This window comes from Amycolatopsis sp. NPDC114503, from assembly GCF_055633655.1.
This window is the reverse complement of record NZ_JBVKDT010000004.1, coordinates 86,852-112,715: the sequence shown is the minus strand read 5'-3', so window position 1 is coordinate 112,715 and position 25,864 is coordinate 86,852. Positions and strand designations below refer to the sequence as shown.

Genomic DNA, 25,864 nt, shown 5'->3' with positions numbered 1-25,864 from the left:
TCAGCCGCGCAGCGCACGCAGTTCGTCGGGGTCGACCGTGCCGTGGCGGCGCGAGATCTGCAGCGTCAAGGCGAGCAGGAGCGCGGTAATGGTCGCCGAGACGACGATGTCGGTGAGCGTCATGGCCTGCACCATCGGGTCGACTACCGGCTGTGCTTGCCCCTGCGACACGATCGGGGCGGTGGCCTGGTCTTGATAGCCGATCGCCAGCAGCAGGACGTAGGTGCCGGATTGCGCGACCGACAGCGAAACCACGGTGTGCACGAGGTGCCGGCTGCGCATGATCCCGGCGCAGCCGAGCAGCAACAGCCAGGCCGCTACGCCGTAGCAGGCCGCCGACACGACACCGGTCACTGTTCCTCCAGCCCGTGCACGAAGAACCGCGACAGCAGGACGACGAACCCGGCGGCGACCTCGATGCCGATCAGGACGCTCAGCACCAGAACGGTCCCGGACGAGAGCAGCGAGCCGAATTGGCCGAGCGGCACCACGTTCGCGAGGAAGGAGCCTCCGACGGCCAGTCCCATCAGACCGGTCACGACGTACAGGCCGGTGGCCGCCGCTTCGGCGTATTCGCACCAGTCGATCGGGCGCAGCCGGGCGAGTGCGCCGTAGCTGCCGGAGAGGTAGAGCAGATGCCAGCCGGTCGCGAGGACGACGCCGCCCTGGAAGCCGCCGCCTGGCGTCAAGTGTCCGTGCAGGACGATGTCGAGACCCAGCAGCACCGAGACTGGCAGGAGCAGGAATCCGGCGAGCTTCACCGCGGGCAGGACATAGCCGTCATTGTCCGGTTTCGGCTCGTTCTTGGGCGGCTGCAGCAAGGCGAGCGTGCCGACTACCGCGGCGGCGACGATCGTTTCCTCGCCGAGGGTGTCGAGCGCGCGGAGGTCGAAGTTGACCGAGGACACCAGATTCGGGGTGGCCTCCCGGAAACCCCAGGGCAGCACCAGATCCCGGTACGCGTGAGCGGCGGCCCCGGCGGCCGGCATCCGGGCGAACGCGGCGACGAACAGCGCGGCGGCCCCGATCAGCCCGGCGGTGCCGACGACGTCGCGGGTCCTCATCGCTTGCCCGTCTTCCGCAGGGTCAGCAGGACGAGAAGCGGGACGATGGCCGCGCCGACGGCGAGCTCGGACAACGCGACGTCCGGGGCTTGGAACACGACGAAAAGCACAGTCAGGCACAGGGAAAACACGGTGAGCGTGATCGCCTGCCGTTTCGGGTCGTGCGTCGCGACGACGGCGAAACCGGCCACTGCGACCAGCGCGAGCGCGACGAGCAGGACGGCGGCCGTCATGCTGGGAGATCCTCGTCGATCTCGCCGCGGCGGCGGGCTTCGAGCCGGGCGGTGGCCGACTGCAGGATCGGGCTGGTGACCGCCAGCAGCACGACTGTCGCGAGGATCGCGCCCGAGCCGAGCTGGACGCCGTTGACCAGGACGAGCCCGACGCCGATCAGCGGCGCGCCGAGGGTGGTCGCCGGGGCGAGAAGGTGCAGGCGGGTGAGCAAATCCTTGGCGCGCACCAGGCCTGCGGCGGAGGCGAGGATGACGAACACCCCGGCGAAGACGAGAATCTGGGCGGCGAGCGTCATCGGGTCCCCAGGAGCCGTGCGAAGACGAGCGTCCCGGCGAAGGCGAGGACGGTCAGCGTCAGGGGGAGGATGACGGCGCTGGACGGGCCGTACGCCTGGACGAGCAGCAGGAGCGTCAGGACGGTGACGGTGCCGGCGAATTGCATTCCGGCCAGGCGCTCGATCGCGGTGCCCCGGGCGGCGAGCCACAACGCGGAGCCGAGGCCGCCCGCCATCAGGAGCAGCGCGGCGAGGAGGAGCCACGTCATCGCGTCACCCGATCGAGGGTCGGGGAGCCGGGGAGCAGCCGGTGGATGACGACGTCCGTGCTGTCCGGCGGGCTCGCGACGACCATCGCCCCGGGTGTGCAGCCGAGGACGACCGTCGCGACGGCGAGCCGTGCTTCGTGTTCCGCGCGAGGTGCGGAGGGGACGGTGGCTTTCTCGAACTTTCCGGCGACGGGGTGTTGGAAGACTGTGCGCAGCGCGGCGACAGACTCGCTGACTGCGGCTTTGGGGAGCGGGGCCAGCCAGGTCAGCCAGCGGGCTTTGACCTGCCACGAACCCCGCATCGCTCGGCGCGCGGAACGGGCGGCGACCGCGCAGACCGCCGCGGCTGCGGCACCGACGATCAGTTCCGGGGCCGACGGGGTGGACAGCGTGAGTGTCCACAGCCCGGTCAGGGCAAGCCACCACAGCGGAATCTCGGTCGCAGCGCGCATGTCTCACCTCGGGCAGGGGCTACCCACTCCGGCGACCGGCCAATCCACCGGCTCCAGGTCCGTGAAGGGCTCCTTGAGGGAATCTAATTCCCTCAAGGAGCCCTTCACGGACCTCAGCCCACGACGATGGTGTGGCCGGTGCGGGGCACGAGTTCGCCGATCACCGGGTAGCCCGGCAGTTCGCCCGCCACCAGCAGGCCGCCGGAGGTCTGGGCGTCGGCCAGCAGCAGGGCCTCGTCCTCGGAGATCCGCGACAGGTCGGCGTGCGGGCGGACCCAGTCGAGGTTGCGGCGGGTCCCGCCGCTGACGTAGCCGTCGCGCAGCGCTTCCCGGGCACCGTCCACATAGGGGACCGCCGCCGGGTCGAGCCGGGCGGTGACGCCGCTCGCCCGGGCCAGTTTGTGCAGGTGGCCGAGCAAACCGAAGCCCGTGACGTCCGTCGCGCACACCACGCCCGCCTCCAGCGCGGCGGCCGACGCGGCGCGGTTCAGCATGGTCATCGCGGCGATCGCCTCTTCGCACCGTTCGCCGGTGGCCTTGTGCCGCGAGTTCAGCACGCCGATCCCCAACGGCTTGGTCAGCGTCAGCGGCGTGCCCGGCTTGCCCGAATCGTTGCGCAGCAAGCGTTCCGGGTCCGCGGTGCCGGTGACCGCGAGGCCGTACTTGGGCTCCGGGTCGTCGACGCTGTGCCCGCCCGACAGATGGCATCCGGCCTTGGCGCAGACGTCCAGGCCGCCGCGCAGCACCTCCGCGGCCAGCTCGAACGGCAGCACTTCCCGAGGCCAGCCGAGGAGATTGACCGCGACCACCGGGACGCCGCCCATCGCGTAGACGTCGGACAGCGCGTTCGCCGCGGCGATCCGGCCCCAGTCGTACGGATCGTCGACGACCGGGGTGAAAAAATCCGTGGTCGCGATCAGCGCGACGTTCCCGGCGATGCGGACGGCCGCCGCGTCGTCGCCGTCGTCGAGGCCGACCAGGAGCTCGCCGGGCGGGTTTTCCGGGACGGCCCCGGACAGGCCGCGGACGATGGTTTCCAGCTCTCCGGGCGGGATTTTGCACGCGCAGCCGCCGCCGTGGGCGTACTGGGTCAGCCTCATGGTTTTCATGATGCGGGGGCGCGACGGTCTTGGCAGGATGGCGGAATGCCCCAGGGAGGCGTATCCGGCCTGGTGACCGGCGCGGTCTTCAACACCGTTGAGCGGCAGGTCCTGCCGCTGGCGGGTTCGATTCCCGTCCGCCTCCGCCATGGGTGACCCGCGCCGGGCGGTCCCGCGCACCGACGCGGTGCTCGGCGAGCCGAGGATCGCGAAAGCCGCCGGGAGGCTTGGCCGGGGCGTGGTGAAGTCGTGGGGTGTGGCGGTGCTTGAGCGGAGCAGGCCTGGGGAGTTCGAGCCTGGCGAAGCTGTCGTGGCGCGGTTGCCGGTGACAGGGGCCGGTCATGGGTAACCCGCGTCGAGCGATCCCACGCACCGACGCGGTGCTCGGCGAGCCGAGGATCGCGAAAGCCGCCGGGACGCTGGGCCGCGACCTGGTGAAATCGCTGGTCGCGGCGGCGCAGCAGCGGGCGCGGGACGGCGAGATCGAGCCCGGCGAGGTCGTCGCGGAGGTGGTGGCCCGGCTGCCCGCGACGGTGTCGTCGCTGCGGCCGGTGCTCAACGCGACCGGCGTTCTCGTGCACACCAACCTCGGCCGAGCGCCGCTTTCCGCGGCCGCGTTGGACGCGATCGTCGCGGCGGGCGGTGCGACCGACGTCGAGTTCGCGCTCGAGACCGGGGAACGGGCGAAACGCGGGCGCGGCACCCTGGCGGCGCTGGCGGAGGCGGTGCCGCGCGCGGAGGCGGTGCACGTGGTCAACAACAACGCGGCTGCCTTGCTGCTGTGCGCGCTGACGTTGGCTCCGGGCAAGGAAATCGTGGTCAGCCGCGGCGAGCTGGTCGAAATCGGCGACGGGTTCCGCATCCCGGATCTGCTCGCCGCGACCGGTGCCCGGTTGCGCGAAATCGGTACCACCAACCGGACTTCGGCGGACGATTACGCGGCGGCCATCGGTCCGGACACCGGATTCGTGCTCAAGATCCATCCCTCGAACTACCGGGTCACCGGGTTCACCTCGGAAGCGAGCGTCGCCGAACTGGCCGGGCTCGGCGTGCCGGTCGTCGCCGACGTGGGGTCCGGGCTGCTCGCGCCGCATCCGCTGCTGCCGGACGAACCGGACGTCACGACCGCGCTGGCCGACGGCGCGAACGTCGTCACCGCGAGCGGCGACAAGCTTCTCGGCGGTCCGCAGGCGGGCTTGCTTTTCGGAGATGCCGAACTGCTGCAACGGCTCCGGAGGCATCCAGCGGCTCGTGCGCTCCGGGTCGACAAGCTGACCCTCGCCGCGCTCGAAGCCACCCTGCGCGGGCCGGAACCGCCCGTGCGGGCGGCGCTTCTCGCGGAGGGCCTCCACGAGCGTGCCGAAGCTCTGGCCCAGTCGCTGCGTTCGGCGGGGGTGGACGCCGAGGCAGTGGACTCGACGGCGGTTGTCGGTGGGGGTGGTGCGCCGGGCGTTGAGCTGCCCAGCGCGGCGGTCGCGTTGCCGGCCCGGTATGCGGAGGCGTTGCGGCTGGGCGAGCCAGCCGTCGTCGGCCGGATCGTGCGGGACCGGTGCCTGCTCGACCTGCGGACGGTTCCCCCGGCGGACGACGCGACGGTCCGGGAGGCGGTCTCCCGATGCGGGTGATCGCCACCGCCGGGCACGTCGACCACGGGAAATCCACCCTGATCCGCCGCCTCACCGGCATGGAGCCCGACCGGTGGGCCGAGGAACGCCGCCGCGGCCTGACCCTCGACCTCGGCTTCGCCTGGACCCGGCTGGGCGGCGAAGAACTCGCCTTCGTGGACGTCCCCGGGCATCAGCGGTTCGTGCCGAACATGCTGGCGGGTGTCGGCCCGGTCCCGGCTGCGCTGTTCGTCGTGGCGGCGGACGAGGGATGGATGCCGCAGTCGGCGGAACACCTGGCGGCGCTGGACGCGTTCGGCGTCCGGCACGGCCTGCTCGCGGTCACCAAATCCGACCGCGCCGACCCGTCCCAGGCGACGGCGGCGGCGCTCGAGGAGATCGCGGCGACGGCGCTCGGCGAGGTGCCCGCGGCCAGCGTCAGCGGCACGACCGGCGAAGGGCTCGATGAATTACAAGCTCAACTGGCCAAGCTGGCCAGCCGGTTGCCGCCGCCGGATCTGGACGCGGACGTCCGGCTCTGGATCGACCGGGCGTTCACGATCAAGGGCGCGGGCACGGTGGTCACCGGAACCCTCGGCGGCGGAACGCTGAGGGTCGGCGACGAGTTGACGCTCGGCGAGGACCGAGTCCAGATCCGCGGTCTGCAGGCCCTCGGCGAACCGCGCGAAAGTGCGTCCGCAGTGGCTCGGGTCGCGGTGAATTTGCGCGGCGTGGCAAAGGATTCCGTCGGCCGGGGCGATGTCCTCCTGACCCCGGGCGCGTGGCGTCCAGCGACAGAAGTCGATGTCCGGTTGCGTGGCGCACCGTCCGGCGAGCTGCATCGGAACCTCGTGCTGCATTTCGGATCCGCAGCGGTGCCCACCCGGGTTCGTCCGCTCGGGCCGGACACCGCGCGGCTGCTGCTCGCGCACCCGCTGCCGCTTCGGGTGGGCGACCGAGGGCTGTTGCGCGACCCGGGGGAGCACCGGATCCCGGCCGGGTTCGACGTGGTGGACGTCCGGCCGCCGTCGCTCGCGCGCCGCGGCGCCGCGCGAGCCCGGGGTGAAGAGCTGACCGCCGTGGAACCGGGCTGGGATTACCTCCGTCGCGAAGGTTTCGTGCGCCACGAGGACTTCCGCGCGCTGGGGCTGCCCGCAGTGGGCGAGCGGCTCGGCGGGTGGCACGCCGACCCGGCCCGCCTCGCCCGGTTGCGAGCGAAGGTCGCGGAGGTGGTCGCGGCCTGGACCCGTGAGCATCCGCTGGCGGCGGGAATCCCGGCCGAGGCGCTCCGGCACCGGCTCGGTCTGCCGGACGCGGAACTCGTCCCGGCAGTCCTCAGCGACGGGCTGGCCCTCAAGGACGGTCTCGTCCGCAAGCCCGGTGCCGGGTTGACCGCTGAAGTAGAGAACGCCGTCGAAGTCCTCGAAGCGCGATTCGCCGAGCATCCGTTCCGCGCACCGGAAGCGGACGAGCTGCGGAAACTCGGTCTGGGCAAACGGGAATTGGCCGCCGCCGTCCGCGTAGGCCGGTTGCGGGCGATCGCCGACGGAGTGGTGCTGGGCCCGGACGCGCCGCAACGCGCGGTGGAAGTCCTGGCCGGGCTTGGGGAGCCGTTCACGGTGTCGCGGGCCCGGCAGGCGTTGGACAGCACCCGTCGCGTGATGATCCCGCTGCTGGAGCATCTCGACGCCGCCGGGCTCACCGAACCGCTCGGCGACGGGACCCGCCGGACATGCTGCGAGCGCCCGGAGAACGGATTACCGTGACAGCGTGGGCATGCGGCAGTGGATCGAGAGCTGGCCGGTGTACCGGCAGCTGGCCGGTCCCGACCGCACTGCGCGCGCCTCGGCGGCCAAGTCCGCCGGTTCGGAGAAATGGCACGCCCGCACCGAGGACGCCGACAAGGTAGTCCGTTCGATCTGTCCGTATTGCGCTGTCGGCTGCGGGCAGAAGGTGTACGTCAAGGACGGCGCGGTCACCCAGATCGAGGGCGACCCGGATTCGCCGATTTCCCGGGGAAGGCTGTGCCCGAAGGGCTCGGCCAGCAAACAGCTCGTGACCAGCCCGAGCCGCGTCACCGAAGTCCTCTACCGGCGGCCGTACGGCACCGAGTGGGAGCGGCTGTCCCTCGACCAGGCGATGGACATGATCGCCGACCGCGTGCTCAAGACGCGCGCCGAAACGTGGCAGGACGCCGACGACCAGGGCCGCAAGCTCAACCGCACGCTCGGTTTCGCGAGCCTCGGCGGCGCGACGCTGGACAACGAAGAGAACTACCTGATGAAGAAGCTGTACACCGCGCTCGGCGCGATACAGATCGAAAATCAGGCCCGTATTTGACACTCCGCCACGGTTCCCGGTCTGGGGACCTCCTTCGGTCGTGGAGGCGCCACGACGTTCCAGCAGGACCTCGCCAACGCCGACTGCATCGTCATCCAGGGCTCGAACATGGCCGAATGCCATCCGGTCGGGTTCCAGTGGGTGATGGAGGCGAAGGCCCGCGGCGCGAAGATCATCCACGTCGACCCGCGGTTCACCCGCACGAGCGCGGTCGCGCACGTGCACGCCTCGGTGCGGGCCGGTTCGGACATCGCCTTCCTCGGCGGCCTGATCAACTACGTCCTGCAGCACGACCTTGACTTCCGCGAGTACGTCGTGGCCTACACGAACGCCGCCGCGATCCTGACCGAGCAGTTCGCCGACGCCGAGGACCTCGACGGCCTGTTCTCCGGCTTCGACCCGGAAAAACGCCAGTACGACAACTCGACCTGGGCGTACGAGGACGCTGAAGCGACCCCAGCCGCCGGCGCCCGCGACCCTGACCAGCCGGGCGGGCACCACGGCGGTGAGAAGCACCAGAGTTCCGCGCGCGCCGAGTCCTACGGCAGCGGCGGCGCGACGATCGAAACCAAGCCCAAGACCGACGAGACCCTGCAACACCCGAGGTGCGTTTTCCAAGTCCTCAAACGGCATTTCGCCCGCTACACCCCCGAGGCGGTCGCGGACGTCTGCGGCCTGCCGGTCGAGCAGTTCACCGAAATCGCCGAGGCGATCACCGCGAACTCCGGCCGCGCCCGCACCACGGCGTGGGTGTATTCGGTCGGCTGGACGCACCACACGGTCGGCGCGCAATACATCCGCACCGCCTCGATCCTGCAGACGCTGCTGGGCAACATCGGCCGTCCGGGCGGCGGCATCCTCGCGCTGCGCGGGCACGCCAGCATCCAGGGCTCGACCGACATCCCGACGCTGTTCAACCTGCTGCCCGGCTACATCCCGATGCCGCACGCGCACCAGCACCTGGACCTCGACAGCTTCGTCGAAGCCGACGCGGGCAAGACCGGTTTCTGGGGCAACATGCGCTCCTACACCGTGAGCCTGCTCAAGGCGTACTGGGGCGACAATGCCCAGCCGCACAACGATTTCCGCTTCGACTACCTGCCGAGGCTGACCGGCGACCACGGGACGTACGCGACCGTCCAGAAGCAGATCGCGGGGGAGTGCAAGGGGTACTTCCTGGTCGGCGAGAACCCGGCGGTCGGCTCGGCCAACGGGAAGTTCCAGCGGCTCGGGCTGGCCAATCTCGACTGGCTGGTGGTCCGCGACCTGCAGCTGATCGAAAGCGCGACGTTCTGGAAGAACGGCCCGGAGATCGAGACCGGCGAGCTCAAGCCCGAGGAGATCGGCACCGAGGTCTTCTTCCTGCCCGCCGCCGCGCACACCGAAAAGGACGGCAGCTTCACCAACACCCAGCGGCTGCTGCAATGGCACCACAAAGCGGTCGAACCGCCCGGCGACGCCCGCAGCGACCTGTGGTTCTACTACCACCTGGGCAGGCTGATCCGGGAACGCATCGGCGGCGATGCGAGAGACGCCCCGCTCCGCGACCTCGCCTGGAGCTACCCGACCGAGGGGCCGACGGCCGAGCCTAGCGCGGAATCCGTCCTCGCGGAGATCAACGGCCACGGTCCTCAAGGCCCGCTCTCGTCCTACACCCAGCTGAAGGACGACGGTTCGACGTCGTGCGGCTGCTGGATCTACTGCGGCGTCCGCGCCGACGGCCACAACCACGCCGCGAACCGGCAGCCGGGGTCCGAACAGGACTGGATCGCGAACGGCTGGGCCTGGGCGTGGCCGGCGAACCGGCGGATCCTGTACAACCGCGCCTCGGCGGATCCGGACGGGAAGCCGTGGAGCGAACGCAAGAAGCTGGTCTACTGGGACGCCTCGGAAGCCAAATGGACCGGCCCCGACGTCCCGGATTTCGAGGCGACCAAGCCGCCCGGCTACCAGCCGCCGGAGGGGGCACGGGCACAGGACGCGCTGAGCGGCCGCGATCCGTTCATCATGCAGACCGACGGCAAAGCCTGGCTGTACGTCCCCGCCGGGCTGGCCGACGGACCGCTGCCCACGCACTACGAGCCCTTCGAAAGCCCGGTCGCCAACGCGCTGTACGGCCAGCAGGAATCGCCGGTGCGGCAGACGCTGGACAGCCCGGTGAACCAGTACAACCCGGCCCGAAGCGAGGTCTACCCGTATGTGTTCACCACCTACCGGCTCACCGAGCACCACACCGCGGGCGGGATGAGCCGGACGCTGCCGTACCTGTCCGAGTTGCAGCCGGAGTTCTTCTGCGAGGTCTCGCCCGCGCTGGCGGCCGAACGCGGGCTGGCGCACCTCGGCTGGGCGACCATCGTCTCGGCCCGGACCGCGATCGAGGCCCGTGTGCTGGTCACCGACCGCGTCAAACCGCTCAAGGTGCGCGGCCGCACCGTCCACCAGGTCGGGCTGCCGTATCACTGGGGCCCGAACGGCCTGTCGCGCGGCGACGCGGCGAACGACCTGCTGTCGATCGTGATGGACCCGAACGTGCACATCCAGGAGGCCAAAGCGGCCACCTGCGACATCCGTCCCGGACGGCGGCCGCGCGGGCCGGCGCTGCTGGAGTTCGTGGCGGAGTACCGGAGGCGAGCCCATGGCTGAGTACGGCGCCCAGCCCCGGATGGGGTTTTTCACCGACACGTCGGTGTGCATCGGATGCAAGGCGTGCGAGGTCGCGTGCAAGGAGTGGAACGGCGTCCCGGAGGCGGGCGGGCAGGACCTGCTCGGGCTGTCGTACGACAACACCGGCGACCTCGGCTCGAACACCTGGCGGCACGTGGCGTTCATCGAACAGCCCGCGGTGGATCTCGGGATGCCGACCGTCGGGGCGCCGGAGCAGCAGCCGGAAGAACCGGGCGTGCGCTGGCTGATGTCCAGCGACGTCTGCAAGCACTGCACGCACGCGGCCTGCCTCGACGTCTGTCCGACCGGGGCGTTGTTCCGCACCGAATTCGATACGGTCGTGGTGCAGCAGGACATCTGCAACGGGTGCGGCTATTGCGTTCCGGCGTGTCCGTACGGGGTCATCGAAAAGCGCGAGAGCGACGGCCGCGCCTTCAAATGCACGCTCTGTTACGACCGGCTCGGCGCTGGGATGGAACCCGCGTGTGCCAAGGCTTGTCCGACCGACTCGATCCAGTTCGGCGAGCTGGACGAACTCCGCGAACGCGCCGCCGCCAGGGTTTCGTCGCTGCACGAGGAAGGCGTTTCCGAGGCGCGGCTCTACGGGCACGATCCCGAGGACGGGGTCGGCGGCGACGGCGCGTTTTTCCTGCTGTTGGACGAACCCGAGGTCTACGGCTTCCCGCCGGACCCGGTCGTGACGACCCGTGATCTTCCGCAGATGTGGAAGCGCGCCGCGACGACCGCGGCCGGGGTGGCGGCGGCGCTGGTCGTGTCGTTCCTGGGGCGGCGGCGATGAGCCCGCGGCGCGAACGGGCGATGGTCGAGCCCGCCGAGTTCCGTTCCTACTACGGCAGGCCGATTCTCAAGGAGCCCGCCTGGAAGCAGCCGGACGTCCCGCTGTACTTGTTTCTCGGCGGCGCGGCCGGCGCTTCGGCGTCGATGGCCGCCCTTGCCGACGCGACCGGCCGTCCGGAGCTGGCCAAGGTCGGCCGGCTCGCGGCTTCCGGCGGGTCGATCGCCAGTGTCGTCGCGCTGATCCACGACCTCGGCAAGCCGACGCGGTTCCTGAACATGCTGCGCGTGCTCAAGCCGACTTCGCCGCTGTCGGTGGGGTCGTGGATCCTGTCGCCGTTCTCCGGCCTCGCCGCGGCGGCCGCTTTTACCGCGGTGACCGGGCGTTTCCCGCGAATCGGCCGGTTGGCCGGAGCGGGTGCGGGCGTGCTGGGCCCGGCGATGTGCACGTACACCGCGGTGCTGCTGGCCGACACGGCGACGCCGTCCTGGCACGAAGCGCACGGGACGCTGCCGGTGCTGTTCGCGGGAAGCGCGGTGACCAGCGGGGCCGGGATCGCGCTGATTTCGGTGCCGCGGAAGGAAAACGGGCCGGTGGTGCGGGCTGGGCTTGCCGGGGCTGTCGCGGAGCTGGCTGCTGAGCATCACTTGGAGACCGGTCTGGGGCTGGCTTCGGAGCCGTATCGGACCGGCCGGGCCGGGCGGTTGTTGAAGGCGGCCAAGGTGCTTACTGCGGCGGGTGCGACGTTGTCGTTGGCCGCACGGAAGCATCGCGCGGCGGGGGTGGCTGCGGGGGCGGCTTACCTGGCGTCGGGGTTGTGCACGCGGTTCGGGGTTTACGCGGCCGGTGTCGAGTCCACAAAGGACCCGAAGTATATCGTGGTGCCGCAGCGGGAACGGCTTGCGGAGAAGCGTTCGGGGGGTTAACGAGCGGCCCGAACGCATCGCCACAGTTCTTCGCCGTACGGCACCGCGATCAGCGCGGTGATCGCCGCCCCGATCCCCGCGAGATAACCGCCCGGCAGCTGGCGTCGTTTGAGCTGCAGCCGCCAAGCGCTGCGCCGGTCGTCGGCGGCCAGCAGCTCCCGGACGTCCTTCCAATGCAGGCAAGCGATCGCGGCAGTCCCCATGAACGGCAGCGACTCCAGGAAACTGTGGATGTGCTGCTCGATCGGCTTCACCTCGCGGTCGCTGTCCACCGCCGTCTTGACGTCCCACAGCGCTGTCGCCTCGTGCGCGGCGATCGTGGCGGCCATGATCGCGAGGACGAGCGGGTTGATCTCGCACAGCAGCGCGAGCGTGATCGGCAGCCCGACCTCGGCCATCATCAGCAGGTGGATCAGCGATTCCCGCACGCCGGCGGTGTCCTCGATCCGGGTGCGGCGGTGCTGCCACCAGTCCAGCAGCCCGGGCACGAACCAGGCCGGGAGGATGCCGTAGAGCAGATACCGCAGCGTGGCGGTTTCGGTGTCGGACGCGCGGTCCGGGATCCGCAGCCGCGACCGGTTCGCGACCGCCTTGCGCAGGGTTTTCAGCGGGGCCTTCATGCCGCCGGCTCCAGCAGGATCTTCTGGGCGCCGTCCAGCTTCTTCTGGAACATTTCGTACGCCCGGGGCGCTTCGCTGAGCGGGAGTTTGTGCGTCGCGAATCCTTCGACGCCAAGGGGGTCGCCGTCCGCGGTGAGCACCGGCAGGACGTCGTCGATCCACCGGCGCACGTTCGCCTGCCCGCTGTGCAGCCGGATCTGCTTGTCGAACAGCTCCATCATCGGGATCGGGTCGGCCATCCCGCCGTACACCCCGGACAGCGAGATCGTGCCGCCGCGCCGGACGCTGTCGATGGCCGCGTACAGCACGCTCAGCCGGTCGACTCCGGCCTTCTCGGTCACTTTCGCGCCGACCGCCTGCGGCAGCAGCGCGACCAGGTTGTGCGCGAGTTTCCCGAGCGGCGCGCCGTGTGCTTCCATGCCGACCGCGTCGATCACGGAATCCGCGCCGCGGCCTCCGGTGAGGTCGCGGATCGCGTCGCCGATCCGCCGGTGGTCGCGCAGATCCAGCGTCGTTGCCCCGTGCGCGCGGGCCCGCGCGAGCCGTTCGGGCACGAGATCGACGCCGATCACCTCGCCCGCGCCCTGGTGCTGCGCGACCCGCGCGGCCATCTGGCCGATCGGGCCGAGCCCGAAGACCACGACGGAGCCGCCGTCGGGAATGTCCGCGTACGCCACGGCTTGCCACGCCGTCGGGACCACATCGGACAGATAGACGAACCGTTCGTCCGGCGGGCCGTCGGGCACCTTGATCGGCCCGTACTGCGCTTGCGGGACTCGGAGGTACTCGGCCTGCCCGCCGGGCACCTGGCCGTAGAGCTTCGTGTAGCCGAACAGCGCCGCGCCCTTGCCCTGGTCCTTGACCTGGGTGGTCTCGCACTGCGACTGGAGCCCGTGCGAGCACATCCAACAGTGGCCGCAGGAGATGTTGAAGGGCACCACCACGCGGTCGCCCGGCTTCAGCGCGCTCACGCCGCTGCCCACTTCCTCGACGATCCCCATCGGCTCGTGGCCGAGGATGTCGCCCTCGGTCATGAACGGGCCGAGGACCTCGTACAGGTGCAGGTCCGAACCGCAGATGCCGGTGGAGGTCACTCGCACGACGGCGTCGGTCGGCTCCTCGATCTTCGGGTCCGGGACGGCCTCGACTCGCACGTCCCGCTTGCCGTGCCAGGTCACTGCTTTCATGGCGGCCGGATTCCCCTTGCCGGGACGGGCAAACGTCCGCAGGTCAGAGGCCGCGCAGGTCGGCGACGAACTCGTCGTAGGCCGTGTCGCGATCGGGTGCGCGCAGTACGGCGGACGGGTGCACGGTGGCGACCGCCGAGGCGAACAGGCCGGCGAACTCTTCCGGCGGATCCAGCTGCTCGCCGCGATGCCGGGTGAGCCGGAAACTGCTGCCGTACACCGATTGCGCCGCCGTCGCGCCCAGCAGCAGCACGATCCGGGGCTGAACCGCCTGGAGTTCGGCGACCAGCCACGGCCGGCACGCGACGACCTCGGACCGCGAGGGCTTGTCGTGGATCCGGCGTTTGCCGCGGAGCTGGAACTTGAAATGCTTGACCGCGTTGGTCACATAAAAGGAATCGCGCTCCAACCCCGCGTCGGCCAGCGCCCGGTCGAGCAGCTTTCCGGCGGGGCCGACGAAGGGTTCGCCGCGCCGGTCCTCCTGGTCGCCGGGCTGCTCGCCGAGCGCGAAGATCTCCGCGCGTGGGGGGCCCGCGCCGAAAACCGTGGCGGTGGCGTCGCGGTACAGCCCGCAACCGCGGCAATCGCGGGCCGCTTCGCGGAGAGTGTCGAGGCTGGTGGTGTCCGGCGGCTCGGCTCCCGGTTCCTGACGCGAGACCATCGGAACCCTTTACCCGCAAGAAGCCTCGCGCAAACACGACGAGCGCGACGCCGCCGGGCCGGTTAACGTCGAGGGCCATGACCGACATCACCAGCCTGATCCTCGACGATCACGAGCGGTTCCGGCGGGCGTTCGCGGAACTGGACGACCTCGAGCGCCCGGACGAGCTGGCGCGGGCCTGGGAGCCGCTCGCCGACCTGCTGGACCTGCACGCGGCCGCCGAGGAGGCGGTCTTCTACCCCGAGCTGATCCGGCGCGGCGCCGACGCCGAGGACGAGACGCTCGACGCGGTCGGCGACCACAACGACATCCGCGACGCCGTCGCCGAAACCCGGCGGCACCCGGCGGGCAGCGCGGCCTGGCACGCGGCGGTCCGGCAGGCCCGCACCGCCAACAGCGAGCACATGGCCGAGGAGGAGGACGACGCGCTCGCCGACTTCCGCAAGCACGCCGATCCGGGCCTGCGCGAGGAACTCGGCCGGAAGTTCCTCGCGTTCAAGGCCGAGCACGAGGGCGGCAAGGGCGTCGACACCGGGGACGTCGATCCGGAGCGCTATGTCGAGGAACAGGAACGGAAAGCCGGGAAAACCCCGCCGGACGACGGTTCGCTGGGCATCGGCGGCCTGAAGGGAGCACGATGAACCACCTGATGCGCGAACTCGCGCCGATTCCGGCCGAGGGCTGGAAACAGATCGACGACGAGGCACGGGAGCGGCTGGCGACCCACCTCGCGGCCCGCAAGATGGTCGACGTCGAAGGCCCGCACGGCTGGACGCACTCGGCCACGCCGCTCGGCCGGACCCGGCGCGTCGAGCCGCCGGAAACCGCGCGGGAACGCGAAACCCTCGCGCGGCAGCGCCGGGTGCTGCCGCTGGTGGAGGTGCGCGTGCCGTTCACCGTCGAGCGGAAGGAACTGGAGGACGCCGAGCGGGGTGCCGACGACCTGGAGTTCGACGACCTCGACCAGGCCGCCGCCCAGGTGGGTCTGCTGGAGAACCGCGCGGTGTTCCACGGCTGGCCGGACGCCGGGATCACCGGCATCGCGGAGGCGAGCCCGTACGACCACGGGACGCTGGGCAGCGATCCGGAACGGTACCCGCATGTGGTGGCTAACGCGGTGGACACGTTGCGGCGCAACGGGATCGAAGGGCCGTACGCGCTGGCGATCAATCCTGAAGGCTACCAAGGCATCGTGGAGGCCACCGAGCACGGCGGCCTTCTCGTGCTCGACCACCTTCGCCGGGCGTTGGGCGGAGGCCGGGTGAAGCGGACGCCGGGGCTGACCGGCGCGGTCGTGCTGAGTCTTGCCGGCGGGGACTTCGTGCTGGAGCTCGGCCAGGATCTCTCGGTCGGCTACCGCCACCACGACGCCGAGACGCTCACGCTGTACCTGGAGGAGAGCTTCAGCTTCCGCGTGACCGAGCCGGACGCGGCGGTCGTCCTCGCCTGACCCAGGATTCCTCCGCCGCGCCGCCGGGTATCCGATTGCCATGAGCAGTCGCGGAAAGATCCAAGTCACCACCCGAGTGCGGCTCGACGACGCCGACGACCTCGCCGAGCACTACACGCCCGGCGTCGCCGAGCTGGCCAAGCGCGTCGCGGAGGACCCCTCGGTGCTGGCGCGCGAGACCGTGCGCGGCAATTCCGTCGCGATCGTTTCCGACGGTTCCGCGCTGCTCGGCCTCGGCGACCAGGGCCCGGCCGCCGCGCTGCCGGTGATGGAGGGCAAGGCGGCGCTGCTCAAGCGGTTCGCCGACGTCGACGCCTGGCCGATCTGCCCGGTCAGCCGCGACCCGGAAGACCTCGTGCGCACCGCCAAGGACCTGGCGACGTCCTTCGGCGCGATCAACCTGGAGGACATCGCCGCGCCCCGGTGCTTCACTGTGGAGCGGCAGCTGCACGACGAGCTGGACATCCCCGTTTTCCACGACGACCAGCACGGGACCGCGGTAGCCGTGCTGGCCGCTTTGGACAACGCGCTGAAGCTGACCGACCGCACGCCGGGGGACACGTCGGTGATGATCTCCGGCGCCGGGGCGGCTGGGTCCGCCATCGCCCGGCTCCTGCTGAAGGCGGACTTCAGCGCGGAGCGGATCGTCGTCTGCGACAGCGAGGGCGTCCTGCACGGCGAACGCGATCTGACCGGCGAGAAGCAGTGGCTCGCCGAGAACACCAACCGGGGCGACGCGGCCCAGGGGAGCCTTCAAGACGCCTTGCGCGACGCGGACGTCTTCATCGGCGTGAGCGTCGGCGGCCTGCTCAAGGGCGACGACCTCGCCCGGATGGCCGACCGGGCGATCGTGTTCGCGCTGGCCAATCCGGATCCGGAGGTCGACCCGGACGTCGCGCACGAGCACGCGGAGATCGTCGCCACCGGCCGCAGCGACCTGCCCAACCAGATCAACAACGTCCTCGTGTTCCCGGGGATGTTCCGCGGGCTGCTCGACTCGGGCGCGCCGAGGGTGACCGCGCGGATGCTGCTCGCCGCCTCGCACGCGCTGTCCGCGACAGTCGGCGACAACCTCGACCGGGAGCACATCGTGCCGAGCGTCTTCGACGAGGGCCTGGTGCCCGCGATCGCCGAAGGCGTCGGCGGCGCGGCGGAAAACGACTGAACCGAATCAGGAGCGGGGAATGAAAAGCGTTGTGTCCGAACGAAAGTACGAGCTGAGCCTGAAAGCCCGGGTGCCGCAGCTGGCGGGCAAGGGGATCACTCAGGAAGCTCCCGCCGAGCAGACGCTGGCGGCCGACTACTACGACACCAAGGATTTCCGGTTGGCCAGGGCGGGAATCATGCTGCTGAGAAGCAGCGGCACCGGGTGGTGCCTGAGATTGCCCTTCTCCGCGGGCACCGGCCAGGAACTGCGGTTTCCCCTCGGCGAGGACGCCAAGGTGCCCGCTCCGATCGCGACGCTGGTGCGCGCGTTCACGCTGGACCGGAAGCTGTGTCCGGTCGCGCAGGTACGGACCGACCGGTTCGTCCACCGTCTGACCGACGCGTCCGGCCGCACGCTGGCGACGCTGGCGGACGACCACGTCACCGCTGAAGTCCTCGGTGGGCAGGAGCTTCGGCTGGATCGCTGGCGTGAGCTGGACGTCGAACTCGCTCCGGAATCGGCTCCCGGGCTTCTCGACCGGCTGGATCGCAGTCTGCGCAAGCGCGGGGCCGAGAACGCCTGGTGGCCGTCGAAACTGCAGCGGTTGCTCGGAGAGGACACCGGCGATGCGCGCGGATCGCGTGCGGTCTTGCCGGCGTATCTGAGCGAGCAGTTCGAGCGGTTGCGTCGCGCTGACTTGGGAGTCCGGGTCGGGGCGGACGATTCGGTGCACCAGCTGCGGGTGGCGGCGCGGAAGCTGCGGAGCGCCCTGCAGACGTTCAAACCCTTGGTGGGCAAGAAGAAGGCCGACGCGGTCGCGGAGGAGCTGAAGTGGCTGGGAGGCGAACTCGCTCCCGCGCGGGACGCCGAGGTCAGCCAAGCCCGCCTCGAAACTTGTCTCGACGAAGTCCCCTCGGAGCTGGTTTTCGGACCGCTGCGGCAATACCTGACCCGCGACTATGCCCGCACCTCGCACACGGAGCTGGCCCGCGCGACGGAAGCCTTGTCCAGCACTCGATACGTGACCCTGTTGCAGTCGATCGCCGCACTGCTCGACACGGTCCGGCCCGCAGGCAAGAAGGCTTTGCGGAAACCGATGCGCAAGACCGCGCGGAAGCTGTATCGGGCCACCGCCGCGACCGAGGGGCTCAGCGGCGCCGAGCTGGAGAAGGCGCTGCACAACGTCCGGAAGAAGGCCAAACGCGCCCGTTACGCCGCCGATGCCATCCGGCCGGTGTTCGGCAAGAAGCTGCGCACCTGGCGCAAGAATGTCAAGGCCGTGCAACGCACGCTCGGCAAGCACCAGGACACCGTGGTGGACCGCGAAGCGTTGCGGCACTTCGCGATCGACGGCTTCGGCGAGAACCAGAACACGTTCACCTTCGGCCTCCTCTACGGCCGCGACGAAGCAGCGGCGAGCGGGTTGCGGGACAGGTTCGCCGAGGAGTGGCGCACGCTGCGGAAGGGCAAGCGACCGGGCTGGCTGAAGGTCTGAGCTTTGTCCACTGAGGACAGCGGAAGCGAGCTTTCTTCCCCGTAGCCGCAAGGTCTAAACCTCTGCCGGATCCGGTTTCGCCGCGCCCGGATCGGGGAACCCCGCCGCAAATGGGATCACAACTGACCGCGACGTGGGTATCGGCGATCGGGAGCGCGGGCTCGCTGCTGGGCTTCGCCTCGTATGTGTGGATCATGCTGCTCAACCGGAAGGACCAGGCGGAGGTCCGGCAGGAGCAGCAGGCGCAGTCGGTCTCCGCGTGGCTCGACGAAGGCGCCCGGCACGATCGTGAAGAAGATTACGTCTTGTGCGCGCACAACAGCGGCGACGCACCGGTGTTCGACTGCACGCTGGAGGTCGCCAGGCCGGACGAGGACGAACCGCACCGCGCCCGGCTGGCGATCATCCCGCCCGGCGCGACCGCCGTCCGGGCGCTGCCCTTCGGCGAGGACGCCATGCCGGTGGACGACCTGTACTCGGCGGCCGCCGTGCCCGGCCTGTCCTTCACTGATTCTCGCGGCGGCCATTGGACCCGGGACACCGCGGGCGTGCTCAGCCGCACCGACCACCGCTCGCCGCGCGGGCGCTGGCGGTCCGGAAGCTGATCGCCCTCGAGAAACGCCCGTGACCGCCATCCGCACGCCGTCGTCGCCGCGCTGCGCGACTGTCTGGCCGAGGTCGCGCGGGCGCTCGGCGTCGGCCAGGAATCCTGCACCGTCGACCAGCGCCCGCCGCTCTCGGCGTACGTCGCCCTCGACGATTGCCTCCCGGGTTACCCCGGGCCGCGGTCGAAACCCATTCCGGCGAAGACCGCATCGTCTCCGCTGTCTCGGCACCGCCGCCCGCGCGGCTCCTCCGGTTCGTCACCGCAGTGCGCTCCGACGATCACCGCATCGGGCAGCTCGCGCCGCCGACCCTTCGTTCCGTCGGCAGTTCCGCGCAGCTCGACACTCTGCCGCGCCAGCGCGAGCCGACTTGAGCCCCCATTCGGGTGGCCGCCCGGTTGATCTCGCCGCCGGGCGGGTATCTCCCGGCCATGACGTTCCGGCTGCCCGGCGCCCCGGGCGAGCGCGCTGTCCGCCGCCCGCTCGCCTTGCGACGCCGGGCACTGTCCACTAAGGATGATTAGCGTCGGCAACGCGATGCGCCCCATGGCACTACACGAGTCACGTTCCCTTCGGCAGCCAGGAGGATCTACATGACCGCGGCGACCATGAACCGCACCCGGCGCAGCGACGACTACCGGCACTGCGCCGCGCTGTTCGAGGAGATCAGCCATCTCGCCGAGGACACCGGCGAGCACGCCCGGCTGCGGCGCCGCCTCATCGAGGAACACCTGCCGCTGGCCGAGCACATCGCCCGGCGGTTCGCCCGGCGCGGGCAGCCGTCCGAAGACCTCCTGCAGGTGGCGCGGATCGGCCTGATCAACGCCGTCGACCGCTACGACCCGGCGCGGCAGACGGATTTCGTCGCGTTCGCCGTCCCGACGGTGATGGGCGAGGTGCGCCGGTACTTCCGCGACCACACCTGGTCGGTCCGGGTCCCGCGGCGGCTCAAAGAACTCCATTTGACGATCGGCCAAGCAGCCACCGAACTGGGCCAGCGCCTCGGCCGCGCGCCCACCGCTCGCGAGCTCGCCGACCATCTCGACCTCGACCTCGACGAAGTCGCCGAAGCCCTGCACGCCGGAAACGCCTACCAGGCCGCGTCGATCGACTACCCGGCCCACGACGACACCGGCTCGATCGCCCTGGCCGACACCCTCGGCGAAAACGATCCCGAAATCGAGAAGCTCGAAGACCGGGAAATGCTCAAGCCGCTTTTGCGGAGCTTGCCGGAACGGGAACGCGCGATCGTCGTCATGCGGTTTTTCTCGAACATGACGCAAAGCCAGATCGCCGAAAGGGTCGGGTTGTCGCAGATGCAGGTGTCGCGATTGCTGGCCCGGACGCTGAGCACCCTGCGGGAGCAGCTCACCGAGGCGGCTGAGTCCTCGGCACGGTGAGCTCGGGCAGGCGGGTCTTGATCGTCGCGACTCGCCGGCCGAGCGAGAGGACGTGCTGGAGCCGCTTGACGAGCGCTTCGTCGCCGGTGGTTTTTTCTCCGATCGGTGCTGCTTCGCGGCCGTCTTGCCGTGCGTGAAGCGCCCGCATGGTCGCCGTCCAGTCGGCGCGGACCAGGACGTCCGGCTCCGGCTGCGCGGTCAGTTCGAACCGCAGGCCGGCCGGGCCGAAAACCGCCGTCCAGTATTCGGTTCCGCCTGGAGCGCCGTCGAGCTGGTGGGTCATCGTGCAGGTCCCGCCCAGCTCGGCCGCCGCGGCCCGCACCTCGGCCGACTCCGCGAGAAGCTGGTTCATCCGGTCGACGTGCGCCGGGGACATGAATCCGGGGATGTCCAAGGGGATCACTCCTTCGCCGTTCGGAGCGAGTATCGGGCGCACGGCCGCACCGGCGCTTCCGGCGGGCGTCGGGAACCTCGCGGGCGGAGCTGCGACAGACGTCGTGCGACATCTGTCGCGCCGGAGGGGAGATGCCGCGTCATCTGTCGCTCGCAATCCGGGCCCGGCCGGGGGAGAGTGGAGGCACGCCGGAACCCGGAAAGGTGCCCGCCATGGCAGACGACCTGCAGGAGATCGTCGACGACCTGGCCGAGCGGCTGCAGCGCTCGGTGGCGATCGACGACCCCTCGATCCGGCTGCTCGCCGCGAGCCGCCACTTCGGGGACGAGGACGGCGTCCGGGTGTCGTCGGTGCTGAACCGGTCGGTCGACGCGGACGTCCGGGACAAGGTCCTCGCCCAGGGCATCGCGGAATGGACCGGGCCGGGGCGGGTGCTGCCGCCGGCGGCCGGCGTGCGGCCGCGGGTGTGCGCGCCGGTGCGCTGCGCCGGGCTGCTGCTGGGGTACCTCTGGCTGATCGACCCCGGTTCGGCGCTGGACGAGAAGCAGCTGGAGCTGGCCAAGGACGCCGCGAGCCGCGCGGGCGCGGTGCTGTACCGGCGGCTCGTCGTGCACGAGCGCACCCAAGCCCGGCAGGAGGCGATCCTGTGGGAACTCGTCTCGTCCGACCGCGGCATCCGCGCGCAGGCCGTCGAGGATCTGCGGGCCGAGCAGCTGTTCCCGGAAGGCGCGACGCGATTTCAGGTGCTCGGCGTTCAGCACGCGGGTCCGGACGGAGGCACGGCGCCGCAGCACGTGGCTCTCGAGTCGGCGGTCGAGGACGCTTCGGGCGACGCGCTGACGGCCGCCAACAAGTCCCGGGGGTGGTTGCTGTTCGGCGGGAGGGAAGCCCTGTCCCGGCGAGAGCTGGACGAGACCTGCGCGCGCCTGACCGCCCGGTTCGACCGGCTGACCGGCGAGAGCGGGAAGCTCGTGTTCGGCGCCGGCAGCGTTGTCGACGGCATTGAGCAGATCGACGTTTCGTATCGGAAGGCTTTCCTCGCGGCGCGCGCGGCCCGGTTCGTGCCGTCGCTCGGGCCAGTCGCCCGGTGGGGCGAGCTCGGCCCGTACGAGTTGCTGTTGCGGATGCCCGCTGACGACCTCGTCGCCGCCTCGCACACCCCCGCACTCGACGCGCTCGAACGGGAAGCCTCGCACTCCGGATTCGTTGCCACGCTGGAAAAGTTCCTCGACAACGCCGGCGATGTCGCCCGCACCGCGCAGCAGCTGAACATCCACCGTGCGACGCTGTATCACCGACTGAAGCGGATCGAACAGCTCACCGGCTGCGAACTGAACCGGGGCGACGACCGGCTGACCCTGCACCTCGGGCTGAAAATGCGCCGGCTGGCCGAGGGCTACCGCGCGGAAACGTCGCCGGGCGGCGCGCTGCCGAGGATCCGGTCGGTGTCCTGACCAGCCCGCCGCGACGAACGTCGCACGCCGCCCGGCCGATGCCCGACGGCCGGGCACTGGCCAGGCCTCCGCTCGAGCCGGAAAGCTGGTGCGCGCTGACGTTTTTCGTGGAAGGAGTCGTCGTCCTTTCTCTTCGTCCGGGTCAGCCCAGCACCGTGCCCGAGCTTCCGGCGTTCGCCGGACGCTTGCGGGAGAACGCGGACAGGTCGATCTCCCGCCCGGTGTGCTCGCCGGCGAACCGGGCCGGAGTCACGTCGTGGTCGGCCCCGTTTTCGGCGTGCTCGATGATCGCGGCGAGGAATTTCCCCGCCACGGGCGCGTTTTTGAACTGGTTGCCGCTGGTGCCGATGGCGACGTAGAACCCGTCGAGGCCGGTGCGGTCGTAGATCGGCGTCCAGTCGTCGGCGACGTCGTAGACCCCGGCCACGCCGCGGGCGCGGTTGGGGACCGGCAAGGCGGGGAACCGGCGTGCGGCACGCGTCACCTGGGCCTCGAACACGGCCATGGTCGGATGCGCGCTGACGGCGTCCGGATCGTCGACCCACTGGAGCGGATCGCACGCGGGTTCGGTGCCGCCGACGAGGAGGCCGCCGCCCGATTCGCCGCGCAGGTAGATGCCGAGGTCCAGGTCCGCGACCGCGATCCCTTCCCCCGAGCGGCGGCCCTCCGGGGCGAGGACGTGCGCGACCTCCTGGCGCAGCGGCCGCGTCCGCACGGCGAAGTCCGCGCCGACCCCGGCCAGTTCGTTGACCCGCCCCGACCACGGGCCCGCGGCGTTCACCACCGCCCCGCACGGGATCCGGGTTCCGTCCTCCAGCGACACCGCGGTCGCCCGGCCGTTCGCCTGCTCGACGCCGCGCACGGCGGCGCGGAACCGGAATTCGGCTCCGTGCGCCCGTGCCGCGTCGGCGAGGTTCTGCGTGGCGAGCTGCGGATCGCTGACGTACCCGGCGTCCGGCGTGTAGACGGCGCCGAGCGTGCCCTCGGCGTCGTGCCAGAACCGGTCGTCGTCGATGCGCTTGGGCGGCCAGTACGCGCCGGTGTCGATGCCAGGGATCCGCTTCCGCAACTCGTCGGCGGTCCACTCCTCGTACGGGACCCCGACCTCGTCGAACAGCGGCAGATACGCTTGCCGCGGCAGGAGACCGACGTCCAGCATCGCCATCCCGCACCGCACGAACCGCGCCCGTTCGCCGACGTCGCACCCGAGGTGCTCGGCCCATTCCCGCCAGCAGAACTGCGCTTCCCAAGCCGTGGTGACGCCGGTCAACGTGGAAAAGGTGAAGCGCACCACCGCGCTCGACGCGCTCGTGGACCCGTGCCCGGCCCCGCCCGCCTTGTCGACGACCGTCACCCGGCGGCCCCCGCGTGCCAGCTCCAGCGCGATCGACGCGCCCATCACGCCCGCGCCGATCACCACAACGTCCGTCGCCATGACTCGCCCCTCTCCGGATCTGTGGGGCTCATTGTCGGCGGCCGCGGACGGCCGGGGCATCAGGCTTTCACCGGACGTGCGGCGGGCAGGCCGCGACATTTGTCGTCCCGCCGGGATTTTCGACCGGCGCCGCACCGGTCCGGCGAAACGTCCGGCAATCGTGGCGGGTCGCGCTCGCGCCCGGCGCACTACGGTGAACGTCCACAAAGGATGCGGGAAGGACGGGACGATGACGGGCGAACAGCTGGACTACCCGGCGGCGAGGACTGTCGAGGATCTCGACACCGTCGCGGGCCTCAGTTTCCCCGATCCTTACCGCTGGCTGGAGGACGACTCCGCCGAAACGGAAGCCTGGCAGGCCGCGCAGAACTCGCTGACCGGCGGGTTCGTCGGGGAATGGCCGCATCTGGCCGCGCTGCGCGGTCTGGTGAGCCAGTGCGTCGCGGACGGCACCGGCTCGCCGAACTGGATGGTCGAACCGGCCCCGCGCTTCGCCGGCGGCCGGTGGTTCCGCCTCGACCGGCTGCCCGAACCGGACTACCCGGAGCGCGCCGTCCTCGTCGTCTCCGCGGACGCGGACGGCCCGGGCCGGGTGCTGTACGACCCCAACGGCGACGGAAACCGGCAGATCTCGTGGTTCTCGCCGTCGCCGGACGGGAAAACCGTCGCCTGCGGGGTCTGTGCGGACGGTTCCGAACTCGGCGAAATCTGGTTGCTGGACACGGAAACCGGCGGCAGGCTCCCGGACCGGATCCCGCATCCGACGATGGGCCCGCTGGTCACCCCGCAATGGCTGCCGGACGGTTCGGGGTTCTTCTACACCGCGGGCGACCTGTCCGCGGAATCGTTCGCGTTCCGCGCGTACTTCCACGCGCTGGGCGAGGAGCCCGCCGCGGAACCCGAACCGGTCGACGTCGCCAACGCGCCGACCGTTCAGGTCGCCGCGGACGGCGAACACGCCGTCGTGACCGCGGTCTGGCCGCTCCCGCAGTACGTGTGCGACCTGCCGGACCGGACGTGGCGGCCGTTCGTCCAGGGCATCGAGTCGTCGGTCGCGGGCGTCGTCGACGGCGATCGGTACGTCGCGGTCACCAACCACGGCGCCCCGCGCGGACGGCTCGTCGCGATCGCTTTCGGCGAGCCGGATCCCTCGGACCCGGAGACCTGGCTCGAACTGGTTCCGGAAGCCGGCCGGGTGCTGAACCAGGTCCGGTTGATCGGCGACCGCCTGGTGGTGACGGGTTCGGTGGACGCCGAGGCGCGCGCCTGGGTTTTCGACCGCGCCGGGCGGGAACTGGAGGAGGTGCCGCTCCCCGGCCGGGGAGCGTTGCCGCTCGACGTGCTGCCGAGCGCGGCACTGGCGCCCGACGGCCATCCGGACGAGTTCGTGTTCGTGTTCTCGACTCCCGTCTCGTCGCCCGGGCTTTACCGCTACCGCTTCGGGTCCGGACACGTCGGCACCTTGCGCGAACCGCGCGTGCACCTGCCGGGCGCGACGGTGTCCTTGCGGTGGGCCGAATCCGCGGACGGCACGAGCGTGCCCTACCACCTCGTCCTGCCGCAGGGAGCGGACGGCGCGCTCCCGGCCCTCATCACCGCCTACGGCGGCGGCCGGGTCGCCTGGCCCGCGCAATTCCCCGGTCCGATCGCGGCTTTCGTCGCATCCGGGGGAGCACTGGCGATCTCCCACCAGCGCGGCGGCGGCGACCTCGGCTCCGATTGGGCCGATGCCGGACGCGTCGAGCACAAGCAGAACAGCTTCGACGACCTGTACGCGATCGCCGAACACCTCCTCGCCATCGGCGTCACGACCCGTTCGCAGCTCGCGGTCACGGGGTGGAGCAACGGCGGGATGATGGCCGGGATCGCCTATACCCAGCGCCCGGACCTGTGGTCGGCCGTGGTGGCCCAATGCCCGATCCTCGACGTCCTCGGCTGCCACCGGCATCCGTACGGCCGGTTCGCCGTCAGCGCGGAGTACGGAGATCTCGGCGATCCGGACGACGTCGCCCGGCTCGCGCGGATGTCGCCGTATCAGCTCGTCGAGGAGGACGTTCGCTACCCGGCGCTCTACGTGCACGCCGGTGGCGCGGACATCGCCTGCCCGCCGGGGCCGGTGCGAAAGTTCGTCGCGCGGGTGCAGGCGGTGCCGGGGACGGACGCGCCGGTGTTGCTGCGCGTCTGGGACGACGTCGGCCACGGGACCACCACGGGCCGGTCGGACAGCGTGGTGCATGCGGCGCATTGGCTCGCGTTCTTGATGCGGCGGTTCGGGATGGTGCCGAGGGCGTGA

27 protein-coding genes and 1 tRNA gene are annotated in these 25,864 nt (G+C 70.8%); 16 read left to right on the top strand and 12 right to left on the bottom strand.

Annotated elements, in window-relative coordinates:
- The 7 genes from ACZ7OI_RS17715 to selD form a co-directional block, all read right to left on the bottom strand.
- On the bottom strand, positions 1–354 hold the full coding sequence (locus tag ACZ7OI_RS17715) for an NADH-quinone oxidoreductase subunit K (RefSeq protein WP_078870357.1): 354 nt from the start codon (positions 352–354) through the stop codon (positions 1–3).
- Positions 351–1,064, bottom strand: a complete 714-nt coding sequence (locus ACZ7OI_RS17710; protein WP_470265277.1) for an MnhB domain-containing protein — start codon at positions 1,062–1,064, stop codon at positions 351–353. Before ACZ7OI_RS17710 ends, ACZ7OI_RS17715 begins: the two co-directional genes overlap by 4 nt.
- A complete protein-coding gene (locus ACZ7OI_RS17705; RefSeq protein WP_037810690.1) occupies positions 1,061–1,297 on the bottom strand; it encodes a Na(+)/H(+) antiporter subunit B in 237 nt (78 codons plus the stop codon). The genes ACZ7OI_RS17710 and ACZ7OI_RS17705 overlap by 4 nt, the downstream gene beginning before the upstream one ends.
- Positions 1,294–1,593: a cation:proton antiporter gene (locus tag ACZ7OI_RS17700; RefSeq protein WP_470265276.1), complete on the bottom strand. Its 300-nt coding sequence runs from the start codon at positions 1,591–1,593 to the stop codon at positions 1,294–1,296. Before ACZ7OI_RS17700 ends, ACZ7OI_RS17705 begins: the two co-directional genes overlap by 4 nt.
- Entirely contained in the window at positions 1,590–1,841 is a 252-nt protein-coding gene (locus tag ACZ7OI_RS17695) for a monovalent cation/H+ antiporter complex subunit F (protein ID WP_470265275.1), read from the bottom strand. The genes ACZ7OI_RS17700 and ACZ7OI_RS17695 overlap by 4 nt, the downstream gene beginning before the upstream one ends.
- Positions 1,838–2,293, bottom strand: a complete 456-nt coding sequence (locus tag ACZ7OI_RS17690; RefSeq protein ID WP_470265274.1) for a Na+/H+ antiporter subunit E — start codon at positions 2,291–2,293, stop codon at positions 1,838–1,840. Before ACZ7OI_RS17690 ends, ACZ7OI_RS17695 begins: the two co-directional genes overlap by 4 nt.
- Before the next feature lie 113 nt (positions 2,294–2,406).
- Positions 2,407–3,402 carry a selenide, water dikinase SelD gene (gene selD, locus ACZ7OI_RS17685; protein WP_470265273.1) on the bottom strand — a complete coding sequence of 332 codons (996 nt, stop codon included), beginning with the start codon at positions 3,400–3,402 and terminating at the stop codon, positions 2,407–2,409.
- Between the two features lie 45 nt (positions 3,403–3,447).
- Between selD and ACZ7OI_RS17680 the strand changes: the two genes are divergently transcribed.
- The 7 genes from ACZ7OI_RS17680 to nrfD all read left to right on the top strand — a co-directional run bounded on the left by ACZ7OI_RS17680 (position 3,448) and on the right by nrfD (position 11,723).
- A tRNA-Sec gene (locus ACZ7OI_RS17680) sits at positions 3,448–3,542 on the top strand.
- Positions 3,542–3,742, top strand: coding sequence for a hypothetical protein (locus tag ACZ7OI_RS17675; RefSeq protein WP_470265272.1), 201 nt, complete (start codon positions 3,542–3,544; stop codon positions 3,740–3,742). Before ACZ7OI_RS17680 ends, ACZ7OI_RS17675 begins: the two co-directional genes overlap by 1 nt.
- Positions 3,735–5,018 (top strand): L-seryl-tRNA(Sec) selenium transferase, encoded by a 1,284-nt coding sequence (gene selA, locus ACZ7OI_RS17670; RefSeq protein WP_470265271.1) that lies wholly within the window; start codon positions 3,735–3,737, stop codon positions 5,016–5,018. The genes ACZ7OI_RS17675 and selA overlap by 8 nt, the downstream gene beginning before the upstream one ends.
- Positions 5,009–6,763 (top strand): selenocysteine-specific translation elongation factor, encoded by a 1,755-nt coding sequence (gene selB / locus ACZ7OI_RS17665; protein WP_470265270.1) that lies wholly within the window; start codon positions 5,009–5,011, stop codon positions 6,761–6,763. The genes selA and selB overlap by 10 nt, the downstream gene beginning before the upstream one ends.
- 4 nt (positions 6,764–6,767) lie before the next feature.
- On the top strand, positions 6,768–9,980 hold the full coding sequence (gene fdh / locus ACZ7OI_RS17660; protein WP_470265269.1) for a formate dehydrogenase: 3,213 nt from the start codon (positions 6,768–6,770) through the stop codon (positions 9,978–9,980).
- Entirely contained in the window at positions 9,973–10,800 is an 828-nt protein-coding gene (locus ACZ7OI_RS17655; RefSeq protein WP_470265268.1) for a 4Fe-4S dicluster domain-containing protein, read from the top strand. Before fdh ends, ACZ7OI_RS17655 begins: the two co-directional genes overlap by 8 nt.
- Entirely contained in the window at positions 10,797–11,723 is a 927-nt protein-coding gene (gene nrfD / locus ACZ7OI_RS17650; protein ID WP_470265267.1) for an NrfD/PsrC family molybdoenzyme membrane anchor subunit, read from the top strand. The genes ACZ7OI_RS17655 and nrfD overlap by 4 nt, the downstream gene beginning before the upstream one ends.
- Here nrfD and ACZ7OI_RS17645 read toward each other — a convergent pair.
- From ACZ7OI_RS17645 to ACZ7OI_RS17635, 3 genes are read right to left on the bottom strand one after another with little or no spacing between them, the layout of a single operon-like run.
- Positions 11,720–12,343 (bottom strand): diguanylate cyclase/phosphodiesterase, encoded by a 624-nt coding sequence (locus tag ACZ7OI_RS17645; RefSeq protein WP_470265266.1) that lies wholly within the window; start codon positions 12,341–12,343, stop codon positions 11,720–11,722. The two genes, nrfD and ACZ7OI_RS17645, sit on opposite strands and share 4 nt — an antisense overlap.
- Positions 12,340–13,530, bottom strand: a complete 1,191-nt coding sequence (locus tag ACZ7OI_RS17640) for a zinc-dependent alcohol dehydrogenase (RefSeq protein ID WP_470265265.1) — start codon at positions 13,528–13,530, stop codon at positions 12,340–12,342. The genes ACZ7OI_RS17645 and ACZ7OI_RS17640 overlap by 4 nt, the downstream gene beginning before the upstream one ends.
- A 43-nt stretch (positions 13,531–13,573) precedes the next feature.
- Positions 13,574–14,191 carry a UdgX family uracil-DNA binding protein gene (locus ACZ7OI_RS17635; RefSeq protein WP_470265264.1) on the bottom strand — a complete coding sequence of 206 codons (618 nt, stop codon included), beginning with the start codon at positions 14,189–14,191 and terminating at the stop codon, positions 13,574–13,576.
- A gap of 77 nt (positions 14,192–14,268) precedes the next feature.
- Between ACZ7OI_RS17635 and ACZ7OI_RS17630 the strand changes: the two genes are divergently transcribed.
- The 7 genes from ACZ7OI_RS17630 to ACZ7OI_RS17600 all read left to right on the top strand — a co-directional run bounded on the left by ACZ7OI_RS17630 (position 14,269) and on the right by ACZ7OI_RS17600 (position 20,288).
- Complete coding sequence (locus ACZ7OI_RS17630; RefSeq protein WP_470265263.1) at positions 14,269–14,832, top strand: hemerythrin domain-containing protein; 564 nt, start codon at positions 14,269–14,271, stop codon at positions 14,830–14,832.
- Positions 14,829–15,641, top strand: a complete 813-nt coding sequence (locus tag ACZ7OI_RS17625) for a family 1 encapsulin nanocompartment shell protein (protein ID WP_470265262.1) — start codon at positions 14,829–14,831, stop codon at positions 15,639–15,641. Before ACZ7OI_RS17630 ends, ACZ7OI_RS17625 begins: the two co-directional genes overlap by 4 nt.
- Positions 15,642–15,681: 40 nt before the next feature.
- Positions 15,682–16,806 carry an NAD(P)-dependent malic enzyme gene (locus tag ACZ7OI_RS17620; RefSeq protein WP_470265261.1) on the top strand — a complete coding sequence of 375 codons (1,125 nt, stop codon included), beginning with the start codon at positions 15,682–15,684 and terminating at the stop codon, positions 16,804–16,806.
- Positions 16,807–16,825: 19 nt separating this feature from the next.
- A complete protein-coding gene (locus tag ACZ7OI_RS17615; protein WP_470265260.1) occupies positions 16,826–18,283 on the top strand; it encodes a CYTH and CHAD domain-containing protein in 1,458 nt (485 codons plus the stop codon).
- A 110-nt stretch (positions 18,284–18,393) separates the two neighbouring features.
- Positions 18,394–18,888 (top strand): hypothetical protein, encoded by a 495-nt coding sequence (locus ACZ7OI_RS17610; RefSeq protein WP_470265259.1) that lies wholly within the window; start codon positions 18,394–18,396, stop codon positions 18,886–18,888.
- 51 nt (positions 18,889–18,939) lie between these two features.
- On the top strand, positions 18,940–19,290 hold the full coding sequence (locus tag ACZ7OI_RS17605) for a DUF6292 family protein (RefSeq protein WP_470265972.1): 351 nt from the start codon (positions 18,940–18,942) through the stop codon (positions 19,288–19,290).
- Positions 19,291–19,481: 191 nt separating this feature from the next.
- Positions 19,482–20,288 (top strand): SigB/SigF/SigG family RNA polymerase sigma factor, encoded by an 807-nt coding sequence (locus ACZ7OI_RS17600; protein ID WP_470265258.1) that lies wholly within the window; start codon positions 19,482–19,484, stop codon positions 20,286–20,288.
- Here ACZ7OI_RS17600 and ACZ7OI_RS17595 read toward each other — a convergent pair.
- The gene (locus ACZ7OI_RS17595; RefSeq protein ID WP_470265257.1) at positions 20,257–20,682 is read right to left on the bottom strand and encodes a hypothetical protein; all 426 of its coding nucleotides are present in this window, start codon (positions 20,680–20,682) and stop codon (positions 20,257–20,259) included. The genes ACZ7OI_RS17600 and ACZ7OI_RS17595 overlap by 32 nt on opposite strands.
- Before the next feature lie 212 nt (positions 20,683–20,894).
- On the opposite strand from ACZ7OI_RS17595, the gene ACZ7OI_RS17590 reads away from it, so the two are divergent.
- Positions 20,895–22,136 (top strand): helix-turn-helix domain-containing protein, encoded by a 1,242-nt coding sequence (locus ACZ7OI_RS17590; protein WP_470265256.1) that lies wholly within the window; start codon positions 20,895–20,897, stop codon positions 22,134–22,136.
- Between the two features lie 142 nt (positions 22,137–22,278).
- On the opposite strand, the gene ACZ7OI_RS17585 is transcribed toward ACZ7OI_RS17590, so the two are convergent.
- On the bottom strand, positions 22,279–23,571 hold the full coding sequence (locus ACZ7OI_RS17585; protein ID WP_470265255.1) for an NAD(P)/FAD-dependent oxidoreductase: 1,293 nt from the start codon (positions 23,569–23,571) through the stop codon (positions 22,279–22,281).
- A 229-nt stretch (positions 23,572–23,800) separates the two neighbouring features.
- On the opposite strand from ACZ7OI_RS17585, the gene ACZ7OI_RS17580 reads away from it, so the two are divergent.
- The gene (locus ACZ7OI_RS17580) at positions 23,801–25,864 is read left to right on the top strand and encodes a prolyl oligopeptidase family serine peptidase (RefSeq protein WP_470265254.1); all 2,064 of its coding nucleotides are present in this window, start codon (positions 23,801–23,803) and stop codon (positions 25,862–25,864) included.

Bases quoted from the DNA above. Each gene is read 5' to 3' on its own strand.
- ACZ7OI_RS17695 (WP_470265275.1), bottom strand. From the start codon at position 1,841: ATGACGTGGCTCCTCCTCGCCGCGCTGCTCCTGATGGCGGGCGGCCTC.
- ACZ7OI_RS17700 (WP_470265276.1), bottom strand. From the start codon at position 1,593: ATGACGCTCGCCGCCCAGATTCTCGTCTTCGCCGGGGTGTTCGTCATC.
- ACZ7OI_RS17705 (WP_037810690.1), bottom strand. From the start codon at position 1,297: ATGACGGCCGCCGTCCTGCTCGTCGCGCTCGCGCTGGTCGCAGTGGCC.
- ACZ7OI_RS17590 (WP_470265256.1), top strand. From the start codon at position 20,895: ATGGCAGACGACCTGCAGGAGATCGTCGACGACCTGGCCGAGCGGCTG.
- selB (WP_470265270.1), top strand. From the start codon at position 5,009: ATGCGGGTGATCGCCACCGCCGGGCACGTCGACCACGGGAAATCCACC.
- ACZ7OI_RS17600 (WP_470265258.1), top strand. From the start codon at position 19,482: ATGACCGCGGCGACCATGAACCGCACCCGGCGCAGCGACGACTACCGG.
- ACZ7OI_RS17630 (WP_470265263.1), top strand. From the start codon at position 14,269: ATGACCGACATCACCAGCCTGATCCTCGACGATCACGAGCGGTTCCGG.
- ACZ7OI_RS17585 (WP_470265255.1), bottom strand. From the start codon at position 23,571: ATGGCGACGGACGTTGTGGTGATCGGCGCGGGCGTGATGGGCGCGTCG.
- ACZ7OI_RS17690 (WP_470265274.1), bottom strand. From the start codon at position 2,293: ATGCGCGCTGCGACCGAGATTCCGCTGTGGTGGCTTGCCCTGACCGGG.
- ACZ7OI_RS17655 (WP_470265268.1), top strand. From the start codon at position 9,973: ATGGCTGAGTACGGCGCCCAGCCCCGGATGGGGTTTTTCACCGACACG.
- ACZ7OI_RS17645 (WP_470265266.1), bottom strand. From the start codon at position 12,343: ATGAAGGCCCCGCTGAAAACCCTGCGCAAGGCGGTCGCGAACCGGTCG.
- ACZ7OI_RS17615 (WP_470265260.1), top strand. From the start codon at position 16,826: ATGAAAAGCGTTGTGTCCGAACGAAAGTACGAGCTGAGCCTGAAAGCC.
- ACZ7OI_RS17635 (WP_470265264.1), bottom strand. From the start codon at position 14,191: ATGGTCTCGCGTCAGGAACCGGGAGCCGAGCCGCCGGACACCACCAGC.
- ACZ7OI_RS17625 (WP_470265262.1), top strand. From the start codon at position 14,829: ATGAACCACCTGATGCGCGAACTCGCGCCGATTCCGGCCGAGGGCTGG.
- ACZ7OI_RS17610 (WP_470265259.1), top strand. From the start codon at position 18,394: ATGGGATCACAACTGACCGCGACGTGGGTATCGGCGATCGGGAGCGCG.
- ACZ7OI_RS17580 (WP_470265254.1), top strand. From the start codon at position 23,801: ATGACGGGCGAACAGCTGGACTACCCGGCGGCGAGGACTGTCGAGGAT.
- selA (WP_470265271.1), top strand. From the start codon at position 3,735: ATGGGTAACCCGCGTCGAGCGATCCCACGCACCGACGCGGTGCTCGGC.
- ACZ7OI_RS17640 (WP_470265265.1), bottom strand. From the start codon at position 13,530: ATGAAAGCAGTGACCTGGCACGGCAAGCGGGACGTGCGAGTCGAGGCC.
- ACZ7OI_RS17620 (WP_470265261.1), top strand. From the start codon at position 15,682: ATGAGCAGTCGCGGAAAGATCCAAGTCACCACCCGAGTGCGGCTCGAC.
- selD (WP_470265273.1), bottom strand. From the start codon at position 3,402: ATGAAAACCATGAGGCTGACCCAGTACGCCCACGGCGGCGGCTGCGCG.
- nrfD (WP_470265267.1), top strand. From the start codon at position 10,797: ATGAGCCCGCGGCGCGAACGGGCGATGGTCGAGCCCGCCGAGTTCCGT.
- ACZ7OI_RS17675 (WP_470265272.1), top strand. From the start codon at position 3,542: ATGGGTGACCCGCGCCGGGCGGTCCCGCGCACCGACGCGGTGCTCGGC.
- ACZ7OI_RS17710 (WP_470265277.1), bottom strand. From the start codon at position 1,064: ATGAGGACCCGCGACGTCGTCGGCACCGCCGGGCTGATCGGGGCCGCC.